Origin of the sequence: Neobacillus sp. SuZ13 (assembly GCF_030123365.1) — a bacterium.
GTDB lineage: Bacteria > Bacillota > Bacilli > Bacillales > Cytobacillaceae > Neobacillus.
Window position 1 is genome coordinate 4,002,852 of record NZ_CP126107.1, and the last position, 19,173, is coordinate 4,022,024.

A 19,173-nucleotide genomic window follows, 5' to 3' on the forward strand; every position below is an offset into this window, starting at 1 on the left:
CCCTCTCCTAACTTTTTTAAAATAATATATTTTACCTATTATATGATAACAATTGGTACTTGGCTATTTTTTTATTGGCCCTTTTTAGCTGGGATGTTGATTTCCGCTCCAATCAACATAGTTATACTATCATCATTGCCCTTCGAAACATCCATTATTTTTAAAAAGCAGCAAGCATAAAAATGCCTGCTGCTACCTCTAACAATTTATATTATCGCTTCGATTTCCGATAGCCTTGATCCTGTGCTTCTTTTTCTGAACAAAACCAGACGATGTTGTCTTTGGTGGATTCGTAATAACTACCGCCTGGTACATGATAAATATGGGAATTGGCATTTCCTTTAATTTTCCCTTTACAATCCAAATTAGTTTCTTGATCATCATTTGGGTTATTTTCATACATATTTCCGGTTGATGTGTTTGAAATTGCACCTTTATCATCTGTGCTCTTGGCATTATCAGTATTATACCCATCCTCTAGAGCATAATTTTCAATGGACCAAATGCCTATACCCTTTTTTTGTGCTTTCTTTTGGATCGCATAAAATTCATCAACATATTGAGTATTGGGTGCATAGATATAGGCTACTCGTGCAAGACCTTCCTCAAGCAGCATTTCATTAAACATTTTTCCATTTATATAAATATAAGCAAGTAAACGGCCATATTTATCTCGACCTTCGCCAATTCCAGGTTCTATTTCGACTTTTGTACCGACAGCGAGAATCTTCTTAGTATACTCAGACGCTTCCGGTCCAAACGGTTGAACACCTAAGCGGGGGTGGTGTGTCTCTGGTGTATCCACGCAGAGCATTCTGACCTTTTCGACCCTCCCATTAAGATTAATCTCAACAGTATCCCCATCGACATTCTTTACAATGGTGGCGGGAAATAATTTCTTATTAGCAGTTTTCTGCTTTGGAACTTCTGATTTAGATGGTGAAGCATCGCTCGTTTCGTTCGTATTCACTTCTTTATTTTTATTAATAGAGGTTGTTTTTGTGTCATTCTTAGAGATTTCAGTCTCAGTACACCCAGTTAGAATAATAGGAATAATGACAAGTAATGAAATGATTAATTGATGAATTCTCTTGTTCATTGCAGGTTCCCCTTAATGTTATTTCCAATAATAATTGTAACAAAAGAAAAAGAGAGAAGTTATCGTTTCTTCTCTCTTTAACAGTGTTATTCTTCTGATGTCTCAGTATCACCTTTTGGACCTAAATATTCATAATCATTAGGGTTAATTGGTGTATAACCTTCTGGCTTATAGAAACGTAGTAAGTCTTTGTAAACAATTTCATCAGACATATTTAGTTCCATATTGACTTTGCTATCAACATCCTTACAACTCGTATTATCCTCTAATAATTCACCTGTTGCAGAGGAGTAACATTTCTCATTAATCTGGATGGCATCTGATGTTACAAAGTCACCGTTTCTAAATAATGCCCAATTCCGGTGTTGTTTGGAAAGTAAATCTGATCCAAATTCCATATAATCTTTCGTATCAATACCTAATAAATGAAGAACAGTTGGACGAACATCGACTTCCCCGCCAACTTGGTGTTGAACTCCGCCTTTTACACCAGGTACATGAATAAATAATGGTACACGCTGTAGTTTTGCATTGATTGCAGGAGTGATTTCGTCCACACCCATAACCTTTGCCATTGCATCGTTATGGTTTTCAGAAATGCCGTAATGGTCGCCATACATAACAATGATGGTATTATCATACAAACCGTTTGCTTTTAGATCATTAAAGAACTGCTGGAACGCCTGATCCATATAGTTTGCAGATTGGAAATATTGGTTTACAACCGTATCACCGTAATCACCGGCAGGAAAATTTGTATCCTCCGGATCCATTTCAAATGGGAAGTGATTAGACAGAGATATAAATTTTGTATAAAACGGCTGCTTTAAGCTTTCAAGTAATGGAATAGATTCCTTAAAGAAAGGTTTATCCTTCATTCCATAGTTTTTTGTATTTTCATCTGACATGCTATAGTACTCTGCATCAAAGAATTGATCGTAGCCAAATGCTTTGTAGATCACATTTCGATTCCAGAATGTTTTATAGTTCCCATGTAACACTGCAGAACTATATCCTTGTCCTTTTAGAATCGACGGCATAGCTTGATAGGTGTTTTGGGCTTTGTTAACAAAAACCGCACCCTGTGCCATTGGATAAAGTGAGTTTTCCATTAAGAATTCGGCATCCGATGTTTTTCCTTGGCCTGTTTGATGATAAAAATTATCAAAATAGAAGGTATTATTGTCATGTGCCAGTGAATTTAAAAATGGTGTTACCTCTTGTCCGTTAGGCATCTTATAATCAATCATAAAACTTTGGAAGGATTCCATCGAAATATAAATTACGTTCATTCCCTTAGCTTTACCAAAGTATTTTGGATTGGGGGCAGCATAATTTGCTTTACGATAGTTCTCAACATCGGTAATATCACTGCTATCAGCCAACGCACGCTGACTGGATGACTTAATATTTTGGATAACATCATAAATGGTAAAGTTGTACGCACCAAGGTATTTTACTAAATAATTTCGGTCAAAAGAACGTGACAGTAGTTGTGGACGATCCTTTTCCGCTAAACCTAGATTAAATAGAAAAGTAGTGATTGAAAATAATAGAACAATTTTATAGGTTTTTCTGTTCGATACCGTTACTTTTTTAAAGATTGTTAATGCTAATGCAACTAAAATAATCGTATCTGTAAAATATAAAATATCAAAAGGAGACATTAACGAAAGTGCACTGTCACCTAGCTGTCCAGCATTCGTTTTGGTTTGCATCAAAACTGGCACCGTTATGAAATCATTAAAGAAGCGATAATAGGCGATATTCGCATACAATAAAAATGATAAAAGGAAGTTAATTAATATCATTATTAACTTTGAATGCTTCTTAAACAGCAACGCTATACCAAAGAAAAATAAAGCTGAACTTAAAGGATTTATCAAAAGCAGAAACTTTTGTAGGTTATTTTCAATACCTAAATTGAATTCAATTTGATATGCAGCATAGGTCTTGATCCAAAATAAAACAACTGCTGCTGCAAAGAATGTAATATGACTATTTTTTAATGTTTTAGTTAGTCTAATTTTATTCATTTAAAAATTTCTCCCCTCACTTACCAATTAAGCTACGGTAAACGAACCTCAATTACTATATCACATTTCTTTTCAAAATAAAAACAAAACTCATGTTATATCTTCCATTTCTTATCAACATAAATCTACATTCTTTGCTAATTCTTTAGCCCTTTTTATAATTTGGTCATTTCTATTTCTATGTCATTTAATTGTTGGACATGACTATTTTCGAACCCTCAATAATATAAGACGAATATGTTTTATTTTAGTTTCAAATTTTTATTAATAAGTGATACGTTCCATTAATCACCATTTCTACATATATTAAACCCGAATGTATGAGGGAGCAATATGAATTTAGCCTTATCTTTAACAAAAATGGAGTCACCTTTGCTTGAATGAACTATGTAAACATTGGAAAGTATATACACAGAGGAAAGAAGAAAATTTCAAAGGAGAATCTTATGCCCAGAATAAGGCCTGAATTTACAAAGAGTCCCTATTTTGTTGATGAACCAGGAAATTGGCATTTAAAACCTGGTGCACCAAAGGAAATGCAGGTAGAGCTCAATAATTATCTAAATAGCATGGAAGATGTTGATGAGCCAGGTACGATCAATGGGGTACATATTGACTACCCTTATTAATGAGAAATTGCAATTATATAATAGAAGAAAGCGATTACAAATCCTTTGCAAAACCAAAATTTGACTAGGAGTGAAAAGAATGAATGTTAATCGAGTAAAACAGATTTTATCCTCATCTGCTGATATTGAGGTCAAGTATAATGGTGTATCTGTATGGATTGACCAACTACATGAAGATGGGCAAACTGCTACAGTTCATTTACGTGGGCCACTAGAAGAACGATCCAATGTTGATATAGGCGAATTGGTGGAAGAATAATTCAACTTCTGTTAAAAATGTAACCACTGATTTAACCATAATAAAAAGGCAGGATTATGATCCTGCCTTACACCATATCTTCATTTTCCTTTTCAATTTCACTTGGTTGAGGTTGTTCTCCTTGGACGATTCCACCAAGAACCTCTCTGTTATTCCTATTAGCATCATTTCCTGCTCCAGGCGCAATATTAGCCATAGGGAGTTGTTCTAATTCTTTACCTCTTGGCATGTTTCCTCACTCCTTACAGTTAAGGTATCCAAAAAGTTTGAATTTAAGTTATCCAACTTTTGGTTAGTTGTTGTTAATACTATACTTAGCTAATAATTGCAAAGTCATGTCATCCATTGGAGGATTATGAAGTCCGGCGCGTACGTCCCGATAATATCTTTGTAATGGATTGCCTAATGACAAACTTTTTGCCCCAACGATTCGCATCGCTAAGTCAACAATAGCAATAGCCAAATTGGTCACGGTTAATTTGGCTGCCCCTAAGTGTGCCCCCATTTTTTCTCTATCCTCATCATTTGATACATCCCACTGTTTGGCAGCCCCATATAAAAAGTACTCTGACTGCATTATCTTTAGTTCAATTTCACCCAGTTTTTGTTGTACATTTGGTAAATCGATGATCGGTCCTACGATACTATTAGGAGAATACTCCTTTGCAAACTGAATGGCATATCTTTGGGCGGCTTTTGCTATGCCAAGATAACAAGCAGGTATATGTAAGAGCCATCCATTTGCTTTTTTCCCAGCGGAACTAATCTCTTCGACAAGATGGTCGTTAGGGACAAAACAATGATCCAGTATTAAGTCATGGCTGCCGGTGCCTCTTAATGCAATACTGTCCCAAGTTTCCTCGATAACAAGTCCTTTAGTGTTCCGTGGGATTAGAAAATTTGCCACCTCAGCGGTTTCATTTATTGTTGCACTAACGATAAAAAAATCAAGGACGGGTGACATGGTCGTAAATGTTTTTCTTCCTGTTATTACCCAGCCATTTTGACATTTTTCTGCCGTGGTCTCCGGTCTTCCTCCCCGAGTAGGACTACCAGTTTTCGGCTCACTTTGAGCGCTGTTTATTAATGAACCATTTATTATTTGTTCACAAAGATACTTAAAAACAGGCTCCTTCCATGTTCTTTTCTCATTAAGATTCATTATAATACCCATATGCCACCCAATCGAAAGTGCCGTTGCCCCATCACCCTCCGCTATTGTTTCTTGGAGACGAATTAATTCATAAAGCTCTATCTCCTTACCCCCATACCTAGAAGGTACAGTTAATGTAGTGTATCCAGTATTTTTAAGGTCACTTATATTCTCATAAGGAAAACTGCCTTCAATGTCTATTTGATGTGCTCTTAATAGGAATTTTTTCGACAGATTACTCATAAGTTCGATTCGTTCATTCACAGTCTGTTGTTCTAGAAAATTCATTATATATCTCTCCAATCCAAATCGTAAAAAATTAAACCAGAATACTACCCAATTGTAATTTTTCCCTTAGGGTACCAGAAGGAATAATTAGTCCAAAACCCAATTTTTACGCAGCATTGTTTTCTTCCTTCCTCCTAAAAAATTAATTTGTTTGTGTCAAAAGTGTGTCATACCTCACTGAAAGTCAATTACTTATTACTCTATAATACAAGAAGAATGCTAATGAACAGATTTCTAAATATATAACGTAAGATTGAGGAAATAATAAATTGGCTTGGGAATTAAAGGGGGATTTTTATGAAACAAGGATCAAAACAACTTTTTATACAAACTGGAAGCCTTGTTGCTGGTTTTATGGTTTGGGTACTTATATCATCACTAATGCCTTTTATAAAAGCAGATATTCAACTTACTGCTTCACAAATTGCATGGGCCACAGCCGTCCCTGTGATCCTTGGCTCCCTGCTTCGTGTTCCGATTGGCTATTGGACGAATCGCTATGGTGCTCGTCTTTTATTTTCAATTAGTTTCATTATACTACTTATTCCTATTGCATTGTTAAGCTATGCTGATTCCTTGCTTACGCTTATCATAGGCGGATTATTACTTGGGATTGGCGGTGCTATTTTTTCGGTTGGTGTAACGTCCCTTCCAAAATATTATGAAAAATCAAAGCATGGATTTATTAATGGCATATACGGTGCAGGTAACATCGGAACGGCCATTACTTCTTTTTCAGCACCTGTTCTTGCTACCGCATATGGTTGGAGAAATACGATAAAAATCTTCTTGTTAGTTGTACTTCTCTTTGCAATTTTAAATTTTATATTAGGGGACAGAAAGGAACAAAAAGTTAGCATTTCCTTACTTGACCAAATCAAGGAGGTATATAAAAATCCAAAACTATGGTTTCTAAGTTTATTTTATTTTATCACGTTTGGTTCCTTCGTGGCCTTCACCATTTATTTACCATCGTTCTTAGTCAATCACTTTGAATTGGATAAAGTGGATGCAGGACTCCGGACCGCTGGTTTTATTGCCTTGGCCACAATTTTTAGACCAATCGGGGGATGGATGGGCGATAAAATTAATCCTTTTCTTATTTTAATGGCTGTTTTCTTTAGCCTAACGTTTGCAGGATTTCTATTGTCGTTTACTCCATCTCTTCCAATTTATTCCTTCGGCTGCTTATTAGTTGCTTTCTTTGCGGGGATTGGTAATGGTGCGATTTTTAAACTAGTCCCATTATATTTTTCAAAGCAAGCTGGTATTGTGAATGGTATTGTTTCAGCCATTGGGGGGCTTGGTGGTTTTTTCCCTCCAGTTATTCTTACCATTCTCTTTAATTGGACTGGACATTATGCAATTGGGTTTATGTCCCTCTCTGAGTTTTCTTTAGCTAGCCTAGTTATTGTAGTTTGGCTGTATTACCAAGGTAAGTTAGATATTTCTGCTAAGATCGTAAACCATGCCTTAGATGGCATTTGTGTAACCGATGTCCATGGAATCATTCAAAGTGTAAATCCTGCATTTACGAAAATTACCGGATATTCTCAAGCAGAAGTTATAGGTAAAACCCCAAGTGTACTTCAATCTGGAGAACATGGGAACCAATTTTACAAACAAATGTGGGAGAGCCTTAAGACCAACGGAGTTTGGGAAGGCTACATTTGGAATAAACGCAAAAATAATGAGGTTTACAGAGAATGGCTTTCCATTACCGCCATTAAAGATGACGGTGGAGAAACAAAAAACTATGTAGGCATGTTTTATGAGGATAACGAAAAATCTTAAATAAGCATAACGAAAGGAGACCTTTCCACTTGGAAGGTCTCCTTTCGTTATGCTTATGGATCAAATTATTACAACTTTTTGTCATCTGACTTGAGTTCACAGTTCGTTCACCATTTTTGTGACGTACGTCACAAAATTCATGTTACCATCTGATTTATAGTAATAACACAAACACCAAATACTTTTGAAAATAAAATTTAAAACACTTTAGGGGGAATAAATAATGGCCCGAATTAATTACTGGAACCCAGAAGATGAAAAATTCTGGAAAGCAGAAGGAAAAAAACATGCACGACGAAATTTATGGATTTCCGTACCATCATTGATGATCGCATTTATTGTCTGGCAAATTTGGTCTGTAGTTGCTGTTCGACTTAACGACATCGGCTTCCATTTTACTGAAGAACAACTCTTTACACTTGCAGCCATTCCAGGCTTGGTTGGTGCTACACTACGTTTTGTTTATACATTTGCAGTTGGCTCGATTGGTGGTAAGAACTGGACCGTCATTTCCACAGCAGTCTTAGCGATTCCTGCGATTGGAATTGGATTTGCCGTTCAGAATCCGGAGACACCATTTTCAATTATGCTAACTCTAGCAGCTCTTTGTGGTCTAGGCGGCGGTAATTTCTCATCCTCATCAGCGAATATCAGCTTTTTCTTTCCAAAAAAAGAAAAAGGAACAGCTCTTGGTATTAATGGCGGTTTAGGTAACATGGGGGTATCTGTTGTTCAATTCGTTACACCATTAATTGTTACTTCAGGAACTTTTGCACTTGTTGGCGGCAATCAAGTGTTAGCAAATGGTCAGAAAGTTTGGCTACAAAATGCAGCATTTATCTGGGTTATCCCAATTATAATCTTAACAATCCTAGCGATGTTTAAAATGGATAATGTTCCTGGAGCAAAACAATCCGTTGCGGATCAATTTGTAATCGTAAAACGTAAACACACTTGGATTATGACAGCTCTTTATGTAGCAACATTTGGTTCATTCATTGGTTATTCAGCGGCCTTCCCGCTCCTTTTAAGATCACAATTTCCTGAGCATATTTCACTTGCCTTCCTTGGAGCCTTAGTGGCAGCGGCAGCTAGACCTGTAGGTGGTTGGTTGGCTGACAAACTTGGCGGTGCTAAAGTCACTGCATATGTTTTAGTTATTATGGGAATTGGTGCAGCGGGGGTTATTTACTTCCTAAATGGAAAACAATTTGCTGGGTTCCTAATTTCTTTCTTAGTTCTTTTCGTAGCATCTGGTATTGGTTCAGGCTCAACATTCCAAATGATTCCAAACCTTTTTATTCCTAAGGAAGCCGCACCTGTCATCGGATTCTCGGCAGCATTTGCAGCTTATGGTTCATTCTTTATTCCAAAGTTGTTCGGATGGTCTGTTAAAGCTACTGGCACACCAGTTACTGCTTTTTACTTCTTTATCGGTTTTTATGTTATATCCTTTGCGCTTAACTGGTATTATTATCAAAGAAAAGCAACTGCAGCTAAAGCTCTTACACAGCAGGTCGGGTAATCCCGGCTTGTTTTTTTATTTTAAGCACTATTAAACTAGGCTGTTGATCTCCGTTCCAGGCACTTCAATCAACTTGGCTATAAAATCAACACTAATCTTTAACAGATCCTTTTTTTATAAAAAGAACGCAGTTACGAAACTGCGTTCTAAAAGATGAATATTAGTCGTTTATACCTTTTTGATTGCCACTGCGCATGCCTTGTATTCGGCGGTTCCTGAAATAGGGTCGTATTCATTTAATGTTAAAACATTTGTTGGTGTTTCACTCCAGTGAAAACTCATAAAGACTAAACCTGGTACCACTTGGTCTGTAACCTTTGCCTTCACCTCAAGCTCCCCTCTTCGTGAACGAACCCAGACCACTTCTCCATCAATAATTCCTAGAGCTGCTGCATCAGCGGGAGAGATATCTAGGGTCTCTTCCGTTTGTTTCACCTTTACACCCGAGGCATAATGACGAGTCTGAGAATGGGTATTATAGGATTCATAGCGACGGCCTGTCGTTAGGGTAAATGGATAATCATGATCTGGTAACTCTAACGGAGCTGTGTAATCTACCGGAACAAATGGTGATTTTTTCGTTGGTACTTCTTGCTGATGGAACCTCTCATGCATAATAAAAGTACCTGGATGATTTTCGTCTGGACATGGGTAGTGGATGCTATACTCTTTCTCGAGCCGCCCGTAAGATATGCCGCCATACATCTCCCAAGCAAGTTTCCTCACTTCATCCCAAATTTGTTCACTATTATTATAGGTCATAGGATAACCCATTAAAGTCGATAATTCACAAAGGATTTCCCAATCCTCTTTCACATTTGGATGTGCCTCAATTGCTTTGCGGACCCTTTGAATTCTTCGATCTGTGTTGGTATAAGTACCATCTACCTCTCCCCATGATCGCGCTGGTAAAACAACATCTGCCATTCTGGCTGTTTCTGTCATAAAAATGTCTTGAACAACTAACAAATCCAGTTTCTCAAGCAATTTTTTCGTATGGTTCATATGAACATCGGCAAGCAGAGGATTTTCACCAATAATATAAAGAGCCTTTAATTCACCCATTTCTAAGCGGTCAAATGTACGAGTTTGTGTATCGCCTGCTTGCGGGTTTAATTCGACTTTCCATTCTTTTTCATAACGGGCACGGAATTCGTCATTTGCTAAACTCATTGCTCCAGCTAATTGGTTGGGCAGGCATCCCATATCCCCGGCACCTTGGACATTGTTCTGGCCCCTTAATGGCATAATTCCAGTTCCTGGTTTTCCAATATTTCCAGTCAATAAAGCAAGGTTGGCGATATCAAATACATTATTAACGCCACAGTGATGCTCTGTAATACCAAGTGTATACGCAATCATTGAACAGCTTGCTGAAGCATACTCCCTAGCTGTAGCGACAATATCTTCTGCTTGCAAACCAGTAATGTTTGCAGCAAATTCAGGAGTATATGATTCAACTTGTTTTTCAAGTTTCTCAAAGTCGACCGTAAATTGTTTAATAAACTCAGGGTTATATAACCCTTCTTTCAAGATAATCCGAATGAAAGCATTGATCAGTGCAATATCTGAACCGACATTTAATTGAAGATGACGATGAGCAACTTTCACCATATCAATTTTTCTTGGATCAATAACGATTATTTTTAGGCCGGCTTTTGCCGCCTTTTTGATGCGATTAGCGATAATTGGGTGTGCCTCTGTCGTATTCGAGCCCATCAAAAGCAGCACTTCTGCCCGCTCAAAATCTTCCAGAGTGTTTGTTGGGAAACCGCTTCCAAAAACAGTTGCCAGACCGGCAACACTAGGAGCGTGTCAGGTTCGATTGCAGCCATCAATATTATTACTGTGAATGACCGTTCTCATGAATTTTTGTGTTATATAATTGGATTCATTTGTACTCCGTGCACAAGCAAACATAGATATTGCATTTGGTCCCCATGATGATTTGATGCTTGATAATTTAGTGGCAATGTATTGATAGGCTTCATCCCACGTCGTTTCAACCAACTTACCTGCTTTACGAATTAATGGGGATGTTAATCTATTCTTAGCATGTACATATTCATAGGCAAATGCACCTTTTACACATGTTTGTCCTTTGTTGACAGGTGCTTCCTTGTCACCACGGATTTTCATGATTCGGTTATCTTGAACTTCAAGGACTAGGCCACATCCCGTTCCACAATATCCGCAGATCGTTTTGACTAAATTAGATTCTCCCAACATGTTCACTCCTCTATAAAAACATTTGTAACTATATAATAATAATAATCTATTTATTTTAATTGTAGATTCTTTTTTCACAATATATGTGTCTATTTATTGAAAAATGGAGTAATAAAAAAACGAGAGAATCGTTCTCCCGTTTTTAAGCAGTTTTGGCAGGCAATAAGATATTAAAGGTGGTACCTTTATTTGGTTCGCTTTCTACAAAGACCTTCCCATTATGACTTTCAATGATTTTGAAGCTTACCATCAATCCTAAGCCGTTCCCGTTCTTCTTAGTTGTGTAAAAGGGCTCGCCAAGTTTCTTTAATTTCTCCTTAGAAATGCCCACACCTGTATCTTGAATAGAAATTTGAACATTATTATCGTGAATGATTGTTTTAACATGTAGTTCTCCGCCGTTTGGCATAGCTTCAATTCCATTTTTGATGAAATTTAAAAATACCTGTTTTAAACGGTTCTCATCACATTCAATTTGAATAATCTCCTGATTGCAATCAAAAGTTAAACGTACATTTTTCTTCCTTGCTTCAAATTCAAGCAAGGAGACAACATTTTTTATCAGTGGAACAACATTCTTTTCTTCTAATTCAACTGCCTTTGGTTTTGCTAATACCATAAAGTCCTCAACAATAGTATTAACTCGTTCAATTTCATCGAGGATAATGCTCAAAAACTCGATCCGCTCCGGGTCCTTTTCATCTAGCTGTAAAAATTCCGCGTATCCTTTCATTGAAGTGAGTGGATTACGGATTTCGTGGGCAACACCCGCAGCTAATTGACCAACTGCGGCCAATTTATCCTGCCGATGCAGGACTTCCTCTGTTTTCTTCCGTTCGGTTATGTCATTACGGATGGCAAGATATTGGTATGGCTTGCCCTGATCATTTAAAAAGGGAACAATCGTGGTATCCACCCAATAATAGGTGCCATCCTTTGCTTTATTTCTTATTTCACCCTTCCACACATTTCCAGAACCAATTGTCTTCCAAAGATCCTTGAAAAATTCTTTTGAATGGAAACCTGAATTTAAAATATTGTGATCTCTGCCAAGTAATTCTTCCCGATTATATTTTGAAATTTCACAGAATTTTTCATTTACACTGGTGATAACTCCTTTTGCATCCGTAAATGCAACAATCGAGGATTGATCAAGTGCAAATTTAATATCAATATTCTCTTTAATGGTTTCTTTTAGATGACCTTCAGCCTTTTTTCTGTCCGAAATATCTGAGCGAATCGCAATATATTGGACAGGCTTTCCTTTTTTATTTAAAAATGGCACAATCGTGGTATCAACCCAATAAAATGACCCATCCTTCGCTTTATTGCGAATTTCTCCCCGCCAAATCTTTCCTGATTGAATCGTGAACCATAAATCCTTGAAAAATTCTTTAGAATGGTACCCAGAATTTAAAATCCGATGATTCTGACCGATAATTTCTTCCTTTGTATACTTGGAAATCTCCTCGAATTTATCATTAACAAAAATGATATTTCCTTTAGGGTCTGTTATAGCAACAATGGTAGAGGCATCAAGTGCTGCTTTAATGTCCTTCAGGTTTGAATCAGATGTTACTAATTGTTTACTAATTAATGTACTTGATGCAATTAGTCCCCCAATAATTAGAATAGATAAGAATAATACCAAATAAATAAAAAAGGGACTATCCGCGCTTGATCCATTCAGCCTTTCACTAAAAGACGTGACTAAAGCCCGCCTCAATAGAAAATGTCCTTCAATAATGGCAAACGACATAATGATCGCACTAATTGGTTTTAACCAAACCTGGTTATTTCGAGTAAAACTTTTCGATGAAAAAATAATCCATAAAGAGAACAAAAAGGAAGCAAAGATTAATAACCCTGAAAAAATAAGCAATATTACATGATATTTAATAACAACATTCATAGCATATAAACCAATTAGATGGATTGCAAAAACGGCCAAAGTTAGAAATAAACTACCTAAGATTAAATGATAAAACGTCATTCGTTTTGCTAATAAAGACAGGAAGGCCATTCCTGTAAATGCTATTCCGATAATTATTGAAAGAATCGTAAGTGGAATATGATAGCTGGCAAACCTGTTTGTATCTACGGAAATGAGTCCAATAAAATTCATGATCCAAATGCCGATGCCAATTGAAAATGTGCCACCTAGAAACAGATGCGGCTTATTTTTTTCTGTAGACTTTATTAAAGTAAACATATCTAATGCTGTATATGATGCCATGATGGTTAAACCAATGGCAATTACGATGAAAAAAGGTTGAAAAGTACCTATCATTGCATTCATTTACCAGCATCCCCCCATATCTATTGCTTTTCTACTATGATTGTAATGGAAAGAGAAATGTTATGGAAGTATAAAATTCTTAGAGACGTCGATTTCCTATTATTTTAACCTACACAACACCAATCCATGAATGAATATAAAGATCTAATGAACACTTATATGATAAAAGACTTATATTTTAAAAAAAAGGCTAAATTTTTTAAAAAAAGTCTACACATTTTAATTTATTTCGTCTATACTGTACTATAACAAGAACGATATAAATAAACTGTATTAATAAAGGAGGAGTTTTATTATGTTAATTAGTCCAGTTGAGTTTTTCCGTACTTTACCAAAGAAGCAATGTTCAGAATGTGGTCAGCACATGGAGGAACAAGCAGAAAGCTATTTTATGGAATGTGAAAAATGTTTAGCAAAAAAAGAAGAATAGCTTGAAAAAACTCTCCGCTTTGGAGAGTTTTTTTGTTATTTTAAATGTCGTGTGAAGATTATTAAATTTTTTCCTTTTAGGAGAGATTTAGGAAGGCATAATCCTTTTTCTTGACGCAAATCCTTTATATAAGGAGATGATATGCATGGTTAAAAAGGTTGATACCCGTAGTTATCGAACAAGAAACAATATAAAAGAGACTGTTATTAATAATACGAAAACAGTTTCAGGGGATTCTGTAGATGAACTTAGAAATCTGGAGGAAGCAAATACCTTAATTAGCGGTGATGAAATCCAACAGCAAAATGAAAATCTATAGAAGGAGAAAAAAAGACTGTCAATGATCCATGACAGTCTTTAGTGAATAGTGTTTTCTAAATTTGCGGAAGTTCTCTCATTTCTTGAAGCATTTCATTACCACACATTGGGCATAGTAAGTCATCTGCAACGAAGTCCTTTCTCATCCATCCAATACAGGCTTCGGCAATGCATGAATAGATTTCAGTATTAACCAGGACCGTTTCAATTTCTTCTTCTTTAGCTCTTTTACCGTAAAAAATGGGAACCGCCTCCTTTTTTATTAGTATGCACAAAAAAGTGGGTTTTCATTTCCAGAATTCTTTAGGAGTTGTTAAAAAGATGCTCAATCAAAAAAGATATACAAAAGTGGGAACGGATATTAATGAAGTAAAACGGTTAAATAGCCAATCTGGCTTGAGCTATAATGAAGTAAAAAAATTACTTGCTGAAAGATATCTTGCTATTAAAAAGGAATAGAAAAAGACTAACCCTCAAGCCATTGGGCTTGAGGGTTTGATTTTTGTTAATGATTTCCTTCTTCTTTATGTTCAATTGTTATATTTTCCTGATGTCCTTTTGAGAGCAGTTTATCTTTTTTACGGTTTTCTTTGGATTGAAAAATTATGTCGAAATCGTAATCATCAGGGTATAGTTCTTTTGCTGCGATATATAAAGTGATTCTCTTGTGGTTGATTGTTTGCTTTTCCCCCTTTATTTGTACGACATATTTTCCTAGAGGGTCCGGACCTGTAAAGATAATCCCAAACTCATTAGCAGGTGAAATTTTCACATTGTCTCCCTGTTGGAAGAGAGGGATTTTTACCTCTATTTTTGTTCTTTTGGTCATCTCCTTATATTTATTAATAATCACCTGTTTTTCCAATTCCTTTAGCTTCCAGACATCTGTTACATCTGTTGTATATTGCTTTTCTTCTTTATAGGTGATGATATGAGCCCTTTCAAGAATTCGCGGATGTATTCCCAGCTTTAACGCAATTGCAAAGGCCTGACTCTCTCCTCCTCTTCCAATGTGTAAGCGATAGGTTGGACTTAAGCTGGTTAAATCAAACTCCATCGATCCATTAATAAATCCTGGATGTGTTTCAGCAAAAACTTTAATTTCACTGTAATGGGTTGTTGCCAGGATAGTTGCCCCCTTTTCATACAAAGTTTCTAAAATAGCTGTAGCGAGCCCCATTCCTTCACCAGGGTCGGTGCCCGAACCTAATTCATCTAATAAAACCAAGGTGCAGTGCTGGGTTTCTTTTAAAATTTCAATAATATTAACTATCCGTGAGCTAAATGTACTTAAATTTTCAGTAATACTTTGCCCATCCCCAATATCAACTAGAATGCGCTCAAATATATTCATACTACTTTCTGGTGCAGCCGGAATATGAAGCCCGCATTGGACCATTAAGGTTAAGAGACCCACTGTTTTAATCGTTACAGTTTTCCCGCCTGTATTTGGTCCGGTAATGACTAATGCATGCTGTTCATTACTTAAAGTAAAGGAAAGAGGGACAGCTTTTTCCCCTAAAAGCGGGTGTTTTGCAGAAATTAAATTTAACTCACCCGATTTGTTTATACTTACCTTTGAGCCATTGATCGACCGTGCATACTTTGCTTTTGCAAATAAAAAATCATAATGAACCATTGTTTCAATCGCAATACGAATTTGCTGCTCCTTTTCTTCAACCAATCCCGTTAAATAATTTAAAACCCTTTGAACTTCGACCTCTTCATCTCCGAATAACCAATTTAATTGATCTTGAAACATCGCAATCTCTTCAGGTTCCATAAAAAGAGTTGAACCAGAAGCAGAAGTATCTAAGACCACTCCCTTTATTTTGTTCCGATATTCTTTTTTAATAGGGATCACATAGCGGCCATTTCGCTGACTGACTACATTCTCCTGTAAATAATTTTTATATTTATTGGATCGAATCAACTGAAGTGTTTTTTCTTTTAGCCTTTCCTCTTGAATCGCTATTTGTTTCCTCAATTTTAATAACTCTTTACTAGCATAATCATCAACTCGGCCATTTCGGATACAGCGGATAATCTCACTTGCAAGATCCGGTAATTCATCAATTCCATCAACGTAGGAAGATACTCTTGGGGCATAATATACTTTATCCTTCATATATCTGCGCATCTTTCCACAGCAGTCCAAGAAATCATAAAGCTTAGCCAACTGGTCAGCCCTAAGTGCAACTCCCTTATTCATATTATTTAACAATGCATCCATCCCATCCAAACCGTGAACAGGAACACTAGCACTCTTTTTTAAAATCTCGACAGCCTCAGACACTTCTTCAAGCCATGCTTCAATTTGCTTCAAATTGGTCGATGGTGTCAGGCACTCGATTTTTTCTTTTCCTTCTTTCGTTAAGGCAAAATTCGCAATGGTCTCTTTGATTTGCTGAAACTCCAACGTATTAAAAGTATGTGAATTCACTTTTTAACCTCCTAAATAATTGACTATGTTAATGATTGTTGAATTGGCACTATTGTTGATTGGAGCGGAAATCAACAGCCTAGTTAAACAGAAATAAAAATAGCCGCAATGAACAATGTCATTGCGGCTACATGAAATAAACTCATTCACTCATCCTACATACAAAATATTTACCCAAAATAAAAACTGTCTACACGGATGTACACAGCTACATTGGTAAAGATGTATGCTAATGATGCCCATTGTTCTTAACTCCATTCCTAAGCATATCTAAATAAGCCTTCATTCAAGAAAAATTGAAAAAGGTTTTAGGAATGAACATATCCAATTGATTGGATTAGTTAAGAACGACACCTAACATAAAACATACTCCTTTAAACACCTAAGTTTTTAGAAAAGTTTAATTCTTATTAAGAATATGATAAATGGGAACACTTGTCAATTTCTTCATTTTATAGAATATGCAAATAAAAATCCATTGTTACACTATAGTAAGATTGGAATGATATAAGGAATGACAAACGATATTAACAATGCTGCGATACCCATGGCGGCGCCGGCAACGGCTCCCTGGATCTCCCCTTCTCTGATAGCTTCAGCCGTACCAATGCCATGAGCGATTGTTCCGATTGATAAGCCACGGGCAAACGGGTGATCAATTTTAAACAGATTCATGAGCCTTGGCCCAAACATTGCGCCAATCATTCCTGTAATTATCACAAATGCAGCGATGAGAGAAACATTACCCTTTATTATTTTGCCAACTTCCGTTGCTACCGGAACAGTTACTGATTTAAACGTTAATGGCAGTAGTAACATTTTTGAAAAAAAGAAACATTTAGCAATAATGAGGGCCGATAAAATCGTTGTAATCGTCCCTATTAATAACCCTACACATGCTGCAGCCAAATATTGAGCTAACAAGGTCCGATTCTTATAAATCGGGACAGCTAATGCAACCGTTGCAGGTCCGAGCAGATAAGTCAGAAACTTTTTAGCAGGCGAATATTCATGATATGAAATATGTGAACCTACTAACAGAACAATAATAATTAATGTGCTTAAAAATACAGGGCTGGTAAGAGGCGATGAATATCTTTGCCCAAATTTCCGTGAAAATATATAGACAGTTATCGTTAGAAAAATGCTATACACTGTGATCATGATAATTCACTTTTACCTTTTCTTTTTTCATTATTATAGATTGTGTTGCTTTACCCGCAGATATGAGTCCAATAAAGGCACTAATAATCAAGACAATTAAAATGAGGATGCCCTTATTTAGAAACATAGGTCCCAATGTCATTAAGCCAACTGCGATTGGTATGAAAAAAAAGCTTAAATGCTTTAATAGCCATGTTGCTGCCAAGTCTATTTGTTCTACTTTGATTACACGGGTCCAGAGTAGGATTAATAGGATAAGAATACCGATAACATTTCCAGGAACTTGTAAATGAAAAAAACGTACCAGTAGACTGCCCATTTGATAAATTACAATTAAAGTGGCAAGTTGAAAAGAAAAAATTAACACTTTTTTCACTATACTCCCCCCTTTTCTAGGAAATATTTAAATATTCAAAAAATATAATCGATAATATTAAAATATAAAAGAACAGCATTTTAAATGCACGAAATTTTGTTCACAAATTATCCATATCTTTTTTCAACTAACTTCTTTATCTTAAATGTAGGAGGGATACATATGAAAAAGATCTATTTAATTTGCAGTCTTGCTGTGTTTATCGGTATAGCAGCAGGAATTTCTTTTTTTCTCATTCGTGATTCAAATGCTAAAATACCTGCAGAGGTAACGTTGATAGACCAAAATGGTGATTCCTATAACTTTGGTAAGGATAAAACTAAATTAAAACTGGTTGAGTTTATCTATACCCATTGCCCTGATATTTGTCCAACCACAACACAAAAGATGATTGACTTGAAAAAGGATTTTGAGAAGGTTGGCGTTTTTGGGAAGGATATTGAGTTTTTGACAATTACCATCGATCCCTATCGTGACACCCCAGAGATATTATCAGACTATATGCAAGGATTTGAGATTCAAAATAATAAGGATTGGTTATTCCTAACAGGAGATAAACAAAACATTAAAAGAGACCGGGCAGAGATTAAAAAAGTGACCGATGCAATGCAGTTTCAGTTTAAAGATCCTGGCAACGGACAATTCATACATTCCACTTTTACCTTTTTGATAGATGAAAACAATAAATTTATTGACAAGTTTCCAATGGGAGAAGACTTTGACAAACAAGAAGTATACGATCAAGTAATGGATGAATTAGAGTAACAAAAAAGCGATTAGTCCGTTTGGATTAATCGCTTTTTATTTTCTAGATTTTGTCCCTTTCAAATGCTTGTTATTTAGTTCACAGAAGAAGGGTAATTTTTTATTTTCTGCAGTGACAAGAGGTAATTGGATTTTGGTTTGGTTAAGCTCGCTTTAATACCAGCCTTTTTTAACTTGTTAACAAGTTCGGTTAGTTGATTTTTTGTCATCCATCTCACACCTTCTTTTACTTGCTTCTTTACCCCAATTCTACAACAAAAATATGAATAAAGTGTGAAATCAAAGAAATTTTTTTAGAAAATTTTTCTTATACACTTTTTATTGACTAAAAGAATTCGCTCTTCTTCTGTTTTAATGGTATAATCA

Annotated in this window: 19 protein-coding genes; 8 read left to right on the forward strand and 11 right to left on the reverse strand. The window is 36.0% G+C overall.

The genetic code is table 11. The annotated features are described in order from the left end of the window. Positions 1-211: 211 nt before the first annotated feature. The gene (locus QNH17_RS19630) at positions 212-1,099 is read right to left on the reverse strand and encodes a thermonuclease family protein (RefSeq protein WP_283874524.1); all 888 of its coding nucleotides are present in this window, start codon (positions 1,097-1,099) and stop codon (positions 212-214) included. An 86-nt stretch (positions 1,100-1,185) separates the two neighbouring features. Further along, positions 1,186-3,135, reverse strand: coding sequence for a lipoteichoic acid synthase (ltaS, locus tag QNH17_RS19635; RefSeq protein ID WP_283874526.1), 1,950 nt, complete (start codon positions 3,133-3,135; stop codon positions 1,186-1,188). A 446-nt stretch (positions 3,136-3,581) separates the two neighbouring features. On the opposite strand from ltaS, the gene QNH17_RS19640 reads away from it, so the two are divergent. Next, complete coding sequence (locus QNH17_RS19640; RefSeq protein ID WP_283874528.1) at positions 3,582-3,764, forward strand: hypothetical protein; 183 nt, start codon at positions 3,582-3,584, stop codon at positions 3,762-3,764. Positions 3,765-3,843: 79 nt separating this feature from the next. Continuing rightward, the gene (locus tag QNH17_RS19645; RefSeq protein ID WP_283874529.1) at positions 3,844-4,023 is read left to right on the forward strand and encodes an H-type small acid-soluble spore protein; all 180 of its coding nucleotides are present in this window, start codon (positions 3,844-3,846) and stop codon (positions 4,021-4,023) included. 67 nt (positions 4,024-4,090) lie between these two features. On the opposite strand, the gene QNH17_RS19650 is transcribed toward QNH17_RS19645, so the two are convergent. After that, a complete protein-coding gene (locus QNH17_RS19650; RefSeq protein ID WP_283874530.1) occupies positions 4,091-4,252 on the reverse strand; it encodes a hypothetical protein in 162 nt (53 codons plus the stop codon). A 63-nt stretch (positions 4,253-4,315) separates the two neighbouring features. Next, positions 4,316-5,464 (reverse strand): acyl-CoA dehydrogenase family protein, encoded by a 1,149-nt coding sequence (locus tag QNH17_RS19655; protein ID WP_283874532.1) that lies wholly within the window; start codon positions 5,462-5,464, stop codon positions 4,316-4,318. Positions 5,465-5,761: 297 nt separating this feature from the next. Here QNH17_RS19655 and QNH17_RS19660 point away from each other — a divergent pair, with 297 nt between their 5' ends. Together QNH17_RS19660 and QNH17_RS19665 are read left to right on the forward strand one after the other, a co-directional pair. Continuing rightward, positions 5,762-7,258: a nitrate/nitrite transporter gene (locus QNH17_RS19660; protein ID WP_283874533.1), complete on the forward strand. Its 1,497-nt coding sequence runs from the start codon at positions 5,762-5,764 to the stop codon at positions 7,256-7,258. A 223-nt stretch (positions 7,259-7,481) separates the two neighbouring features. Further along, entirely contained in the window at positions 7,482-8,783 is a 1,302-nt protein-coding gene (locus tag QNH17_RS19665) for an MFS transporter (protein ID WP_283874535.1), read from the forward strand. 168 nt (positions 8,784-8,951) lie between these two features. Here the strand turns inward: QNH17_RS19665 and fdhF are convergent, their stop codons facing one another. Next, entirely contained in the window at positions 8,952-11,012 is a 2,061-nt protein-coding gene (gene fdhF, locus QNH17_RS19670) for a formate dehydrogenase subunit alpha (RefSeq protein ID WP_283874536.1), read from the reverse strand. 142 nt (positions 11,013-11,154) lie between these two features. Then, the gene (locus QNH17_RS19675; RefSeq protein ID WP_283874538.1) at positions 11,155-13,311 is read right to left on the reverse strand and encodes a PAS domain S-box protein; all 2,157 of its coding nucleotides are present in this window, start codon (positions 13,309-13,311) and stop codon (positions 11,155-11,157) included. A 295-nt stretch (positions 13,312-13,606) separates the two neighbouring features. Here QNH17_RS19675 and yhfH point away from each other — a divergent pair, with 295 nt between their 5' ends. Together yhfH and QNH17_RS19685 are read left to right on the forward strand one after the other, a co-directional pair. Beyond that, positions 13,607-13,741: a protein YhfH gene (gene yhfH / locus QNH17_RS19680; protein WP_081825336.1), complete on the forward strand. Its 135-nt coding sequence runs from the start codon at positions 13,607-13,609 to the stop codon at positions 13,739-13,741. Positions 13,742-13,886: 145 nt separating this feature from the next. After that, positions 13,887-14,060 carry a hypothetical protein gene (locus QNH17_RS19685; protein WP_283874541.1) on the forward strand — a complete coding sequence of 58 codons (174 nt, stop codon included), beginning with the start codon at positions 13,887-13,889 and terminating at the stop codon, positions 14,058-14,060. Positions 14,061-14,115: 55 nt separating this feature from the next. Here QNH17_RS19685 and QNH17_RS19690 read toward each other — a convergent pair whose 3' ends face one another. After that, the gene (locus QNH17_RS19690; protein ID WP_260871546.1) at positions 14,116-14,334 is read right to left on the reverse strand and encodes a cold-inducible protein YdjO-related protein; all 219 of its coding nucleotides are present in this window, start codon (positions 14,332-14,334) and stop codon (positions 14,116-14,118) included. Between the two features lie 46 nt (positions 14,335-14,380). On the opposite strand from QNH17_RS19690, the gene QNH17_RS19695 reads away from it, so the two are divergent. Continuing rightward, positions 14,381-14,518 carry a hypothetical protein gene (locus QNH17_RS19695; protein ID WP_283874542.1) on the forward strand — a complete coding sequence of 46 codons (138 nt, stop codon included), beginning with the start codon at positions 14,381-14,383 and terminating at the stop codon, positions 14,516-14,518. A 46-nt stretch (positions 14,519-14,564) separates the two neighbouring features. Here QNH17_RS19695 and QNH17_RS19700 read toward each other — a convergent pair whose 3' ends face one another. The 3 genes from QNH17_RS19700 to QNH17_RS19710 form a co-directional block, all read right to left on the reverse strand. Continuing rightward, positions 14,565-16,502, reverse strand: a complete 1,938-nt coding sequence (locus QNH17_RS19700; RefSeq protein ID WP_283874543.1) for an endonuclease MutS2 — start codon at positions 16,500-16,502, stop codon at positions 14,565-14,567. Positions 16,503-16,988: 486 nt separating this feature from the next. Beyond that, positions 16,989-17,666: an LrgB family protein gene (locus tag QNH17_RS19705; RefSeq protein ID WP_283874544.1), complete on the reverse strand. Its 678-nt coding sequence runs from the start codon at positions 17,664-17,666 to the stop codon at positions 16,989-16,991. After that, positions 17,650-18,042 carry a CidA/LrgA family protein gene (locus tag QNH17_RS19710; RefSeq protein WP_283874545.1) on the reverse strand — a complete coding sequence of 131 codons (393 nt, stop codon included), beginning with the start codon at positions 18,040-18,042 and terminating at the stop codon, positions 17,650-17,652. The genes QNH17_RS19705 and QNH17_RS19710 overlap by 17 nt, the downstream gene beginning before the upstream one ends. Positions 18,043-18,204: 162 nt before the next feature. Here QNH17_RS19710 and QNH17_RS19715 point away from each other — a divergent pair, with 162 nt between their 5' ends. Further along, the gene (locus QNH17_RS19715; protein WP_283874546.1) at positions 18,205-18,807 is read left to right on the forward strand and encodes an SCO family protein; all 603 of its coding nucleotides are present in this window, start codon (positions 18,205-18,207) and stop codon (positions 18,805-18,807) included. A gap of 74 nt (positions 18,808-18,881) precedes the next feature. Here QNH17_RS19715 and QNH17_RS19720 read toward each other — a convergent pair whose 3' ends face one another. After that, the gene (locus tag QNH17_RS19720; protein WP_257148543.1) at positions 18,882-19,016 is read right to left on the reverse strand and encodes a hypothetical protein; all 135 of its coding nucleotides are present in this window, start codon (positions 19,014-19,016) and stop codon (positions 18,882-18,884) included. Between the last annotated feature and the right edge of the window lie 157 nt (positions 19,017-19,173).

What these genes read in the sequence shown, in the direction of transcription:
- QNH17_RS19645 (WP_283874529.1), top strand. Translation starts at nt 3,844, where the DNA reads ATGAATGTTAATCGAGTAAAACAGATTTTATCCTCATCTGCTGATATT.
- QNH17_RS19715 (WP_283874546.1), top strand. Translation starts at nt 18,205, where the DNA reads ATGAAAAAGATCTATTTAATTTGCAGTCTTGCTGTGTTTATCGGTATA.
- QNH17_RS19695 (WP_283874542.1), top strand. Translation starts at nt 14,381, where the DNA reads ATGCTCAATCAAAAAAGATATACAAAAGTGGGAACGGATATTAATGAA.
- QNH17_RS19640 (WP_283874528.1), top strand. Translation starts at nt 3,582, where the DNA reads ATGCCCAGAATAAGGCCTGAATTTACAAAGAGTCCCTATTTTGTTGAT.
- QNH17_RS19720 (WP_257148543.1), bottom strand. Translation starts at nt 19,016, where the DNA reads ATGACAAAAAATCAACTAACCGAACTTGTTAACAAGTTAAAAAAGGCT.
- QNH17_RS19675 (WP_283874538.1), bottom strand. Translation starts at nt 13,311, where the DNA reads ATGAATGCAATGATAGGTACTTTTCAACCTTTTTTCATCGTAATTGCC.
- yhfH (WP_081825336.1), top strand. Translation starts at nt 13,607, where the DNA reads ATGTTAATTAGTCCAGTTGAGTTTTTCCGTACTTTACCAAAGAAGCAA.
- QNH17_RS19705 (WP_283874544.1), bottom strand. Translation starts at nt 17,666, where the DNA reads ATGATCACAGTGTATAGCATTTTTCTAACGATAACTGTCTATATATTT.
- QNH17_RS19650 (WP_283874530.1), bottom strand. Translation starts at nt 4,252, where the DNA reads ATGCCAAGAGGTAAAGAATTAGAACAACTCCCTATGGCTAATATTGCG.
- QNH17_RS19660 (WP_283874533.1), top strand. Translation starts at nt 5,762, where the DNA reads ATGAAACAAGGATCAAAACAACTTTTTATACAAACTGGAAGCCTTGTT.
- QNH17_RS19685 (WP_283874541.1), top strand. Translation starts at nt 13,887, where the DNA reads ATGGTTAAAAAGGTTGATACCCGTAGTTATCGAACAAGAAACAATATA.
- QNH17_RS19655 (WP_283874532.1), bottom strand. Translation starts at nt 5,464, where the DNA reads ATGAATTTTCTAGAACAACAGACTGTGAATGAACGAATCGAACTTATG.
- QNH17_RS19665 (WP_283874535.1), top strand. Translation starts at nt 7,482, where the DNA reads ATGGCCCGAATTAATTACTGGAACCCAGAAGATGAAAAATTCTGGAAA.
- ltaS (WP_283874526.1), bottom strand. Translation starts at nt 3,135, where the DNA reads ATGAATAAAATTAGACTAACTAAAACATTAAAAAATAGTCATATTACA.
- QNH17_RS19630 (WP_283874524.1), bottom strand. Translation starts at nt 1,099, where the DNA reads ATGAACAAGAGAATTCATCAATTAATCATTTCATTACTTGTCATTATT.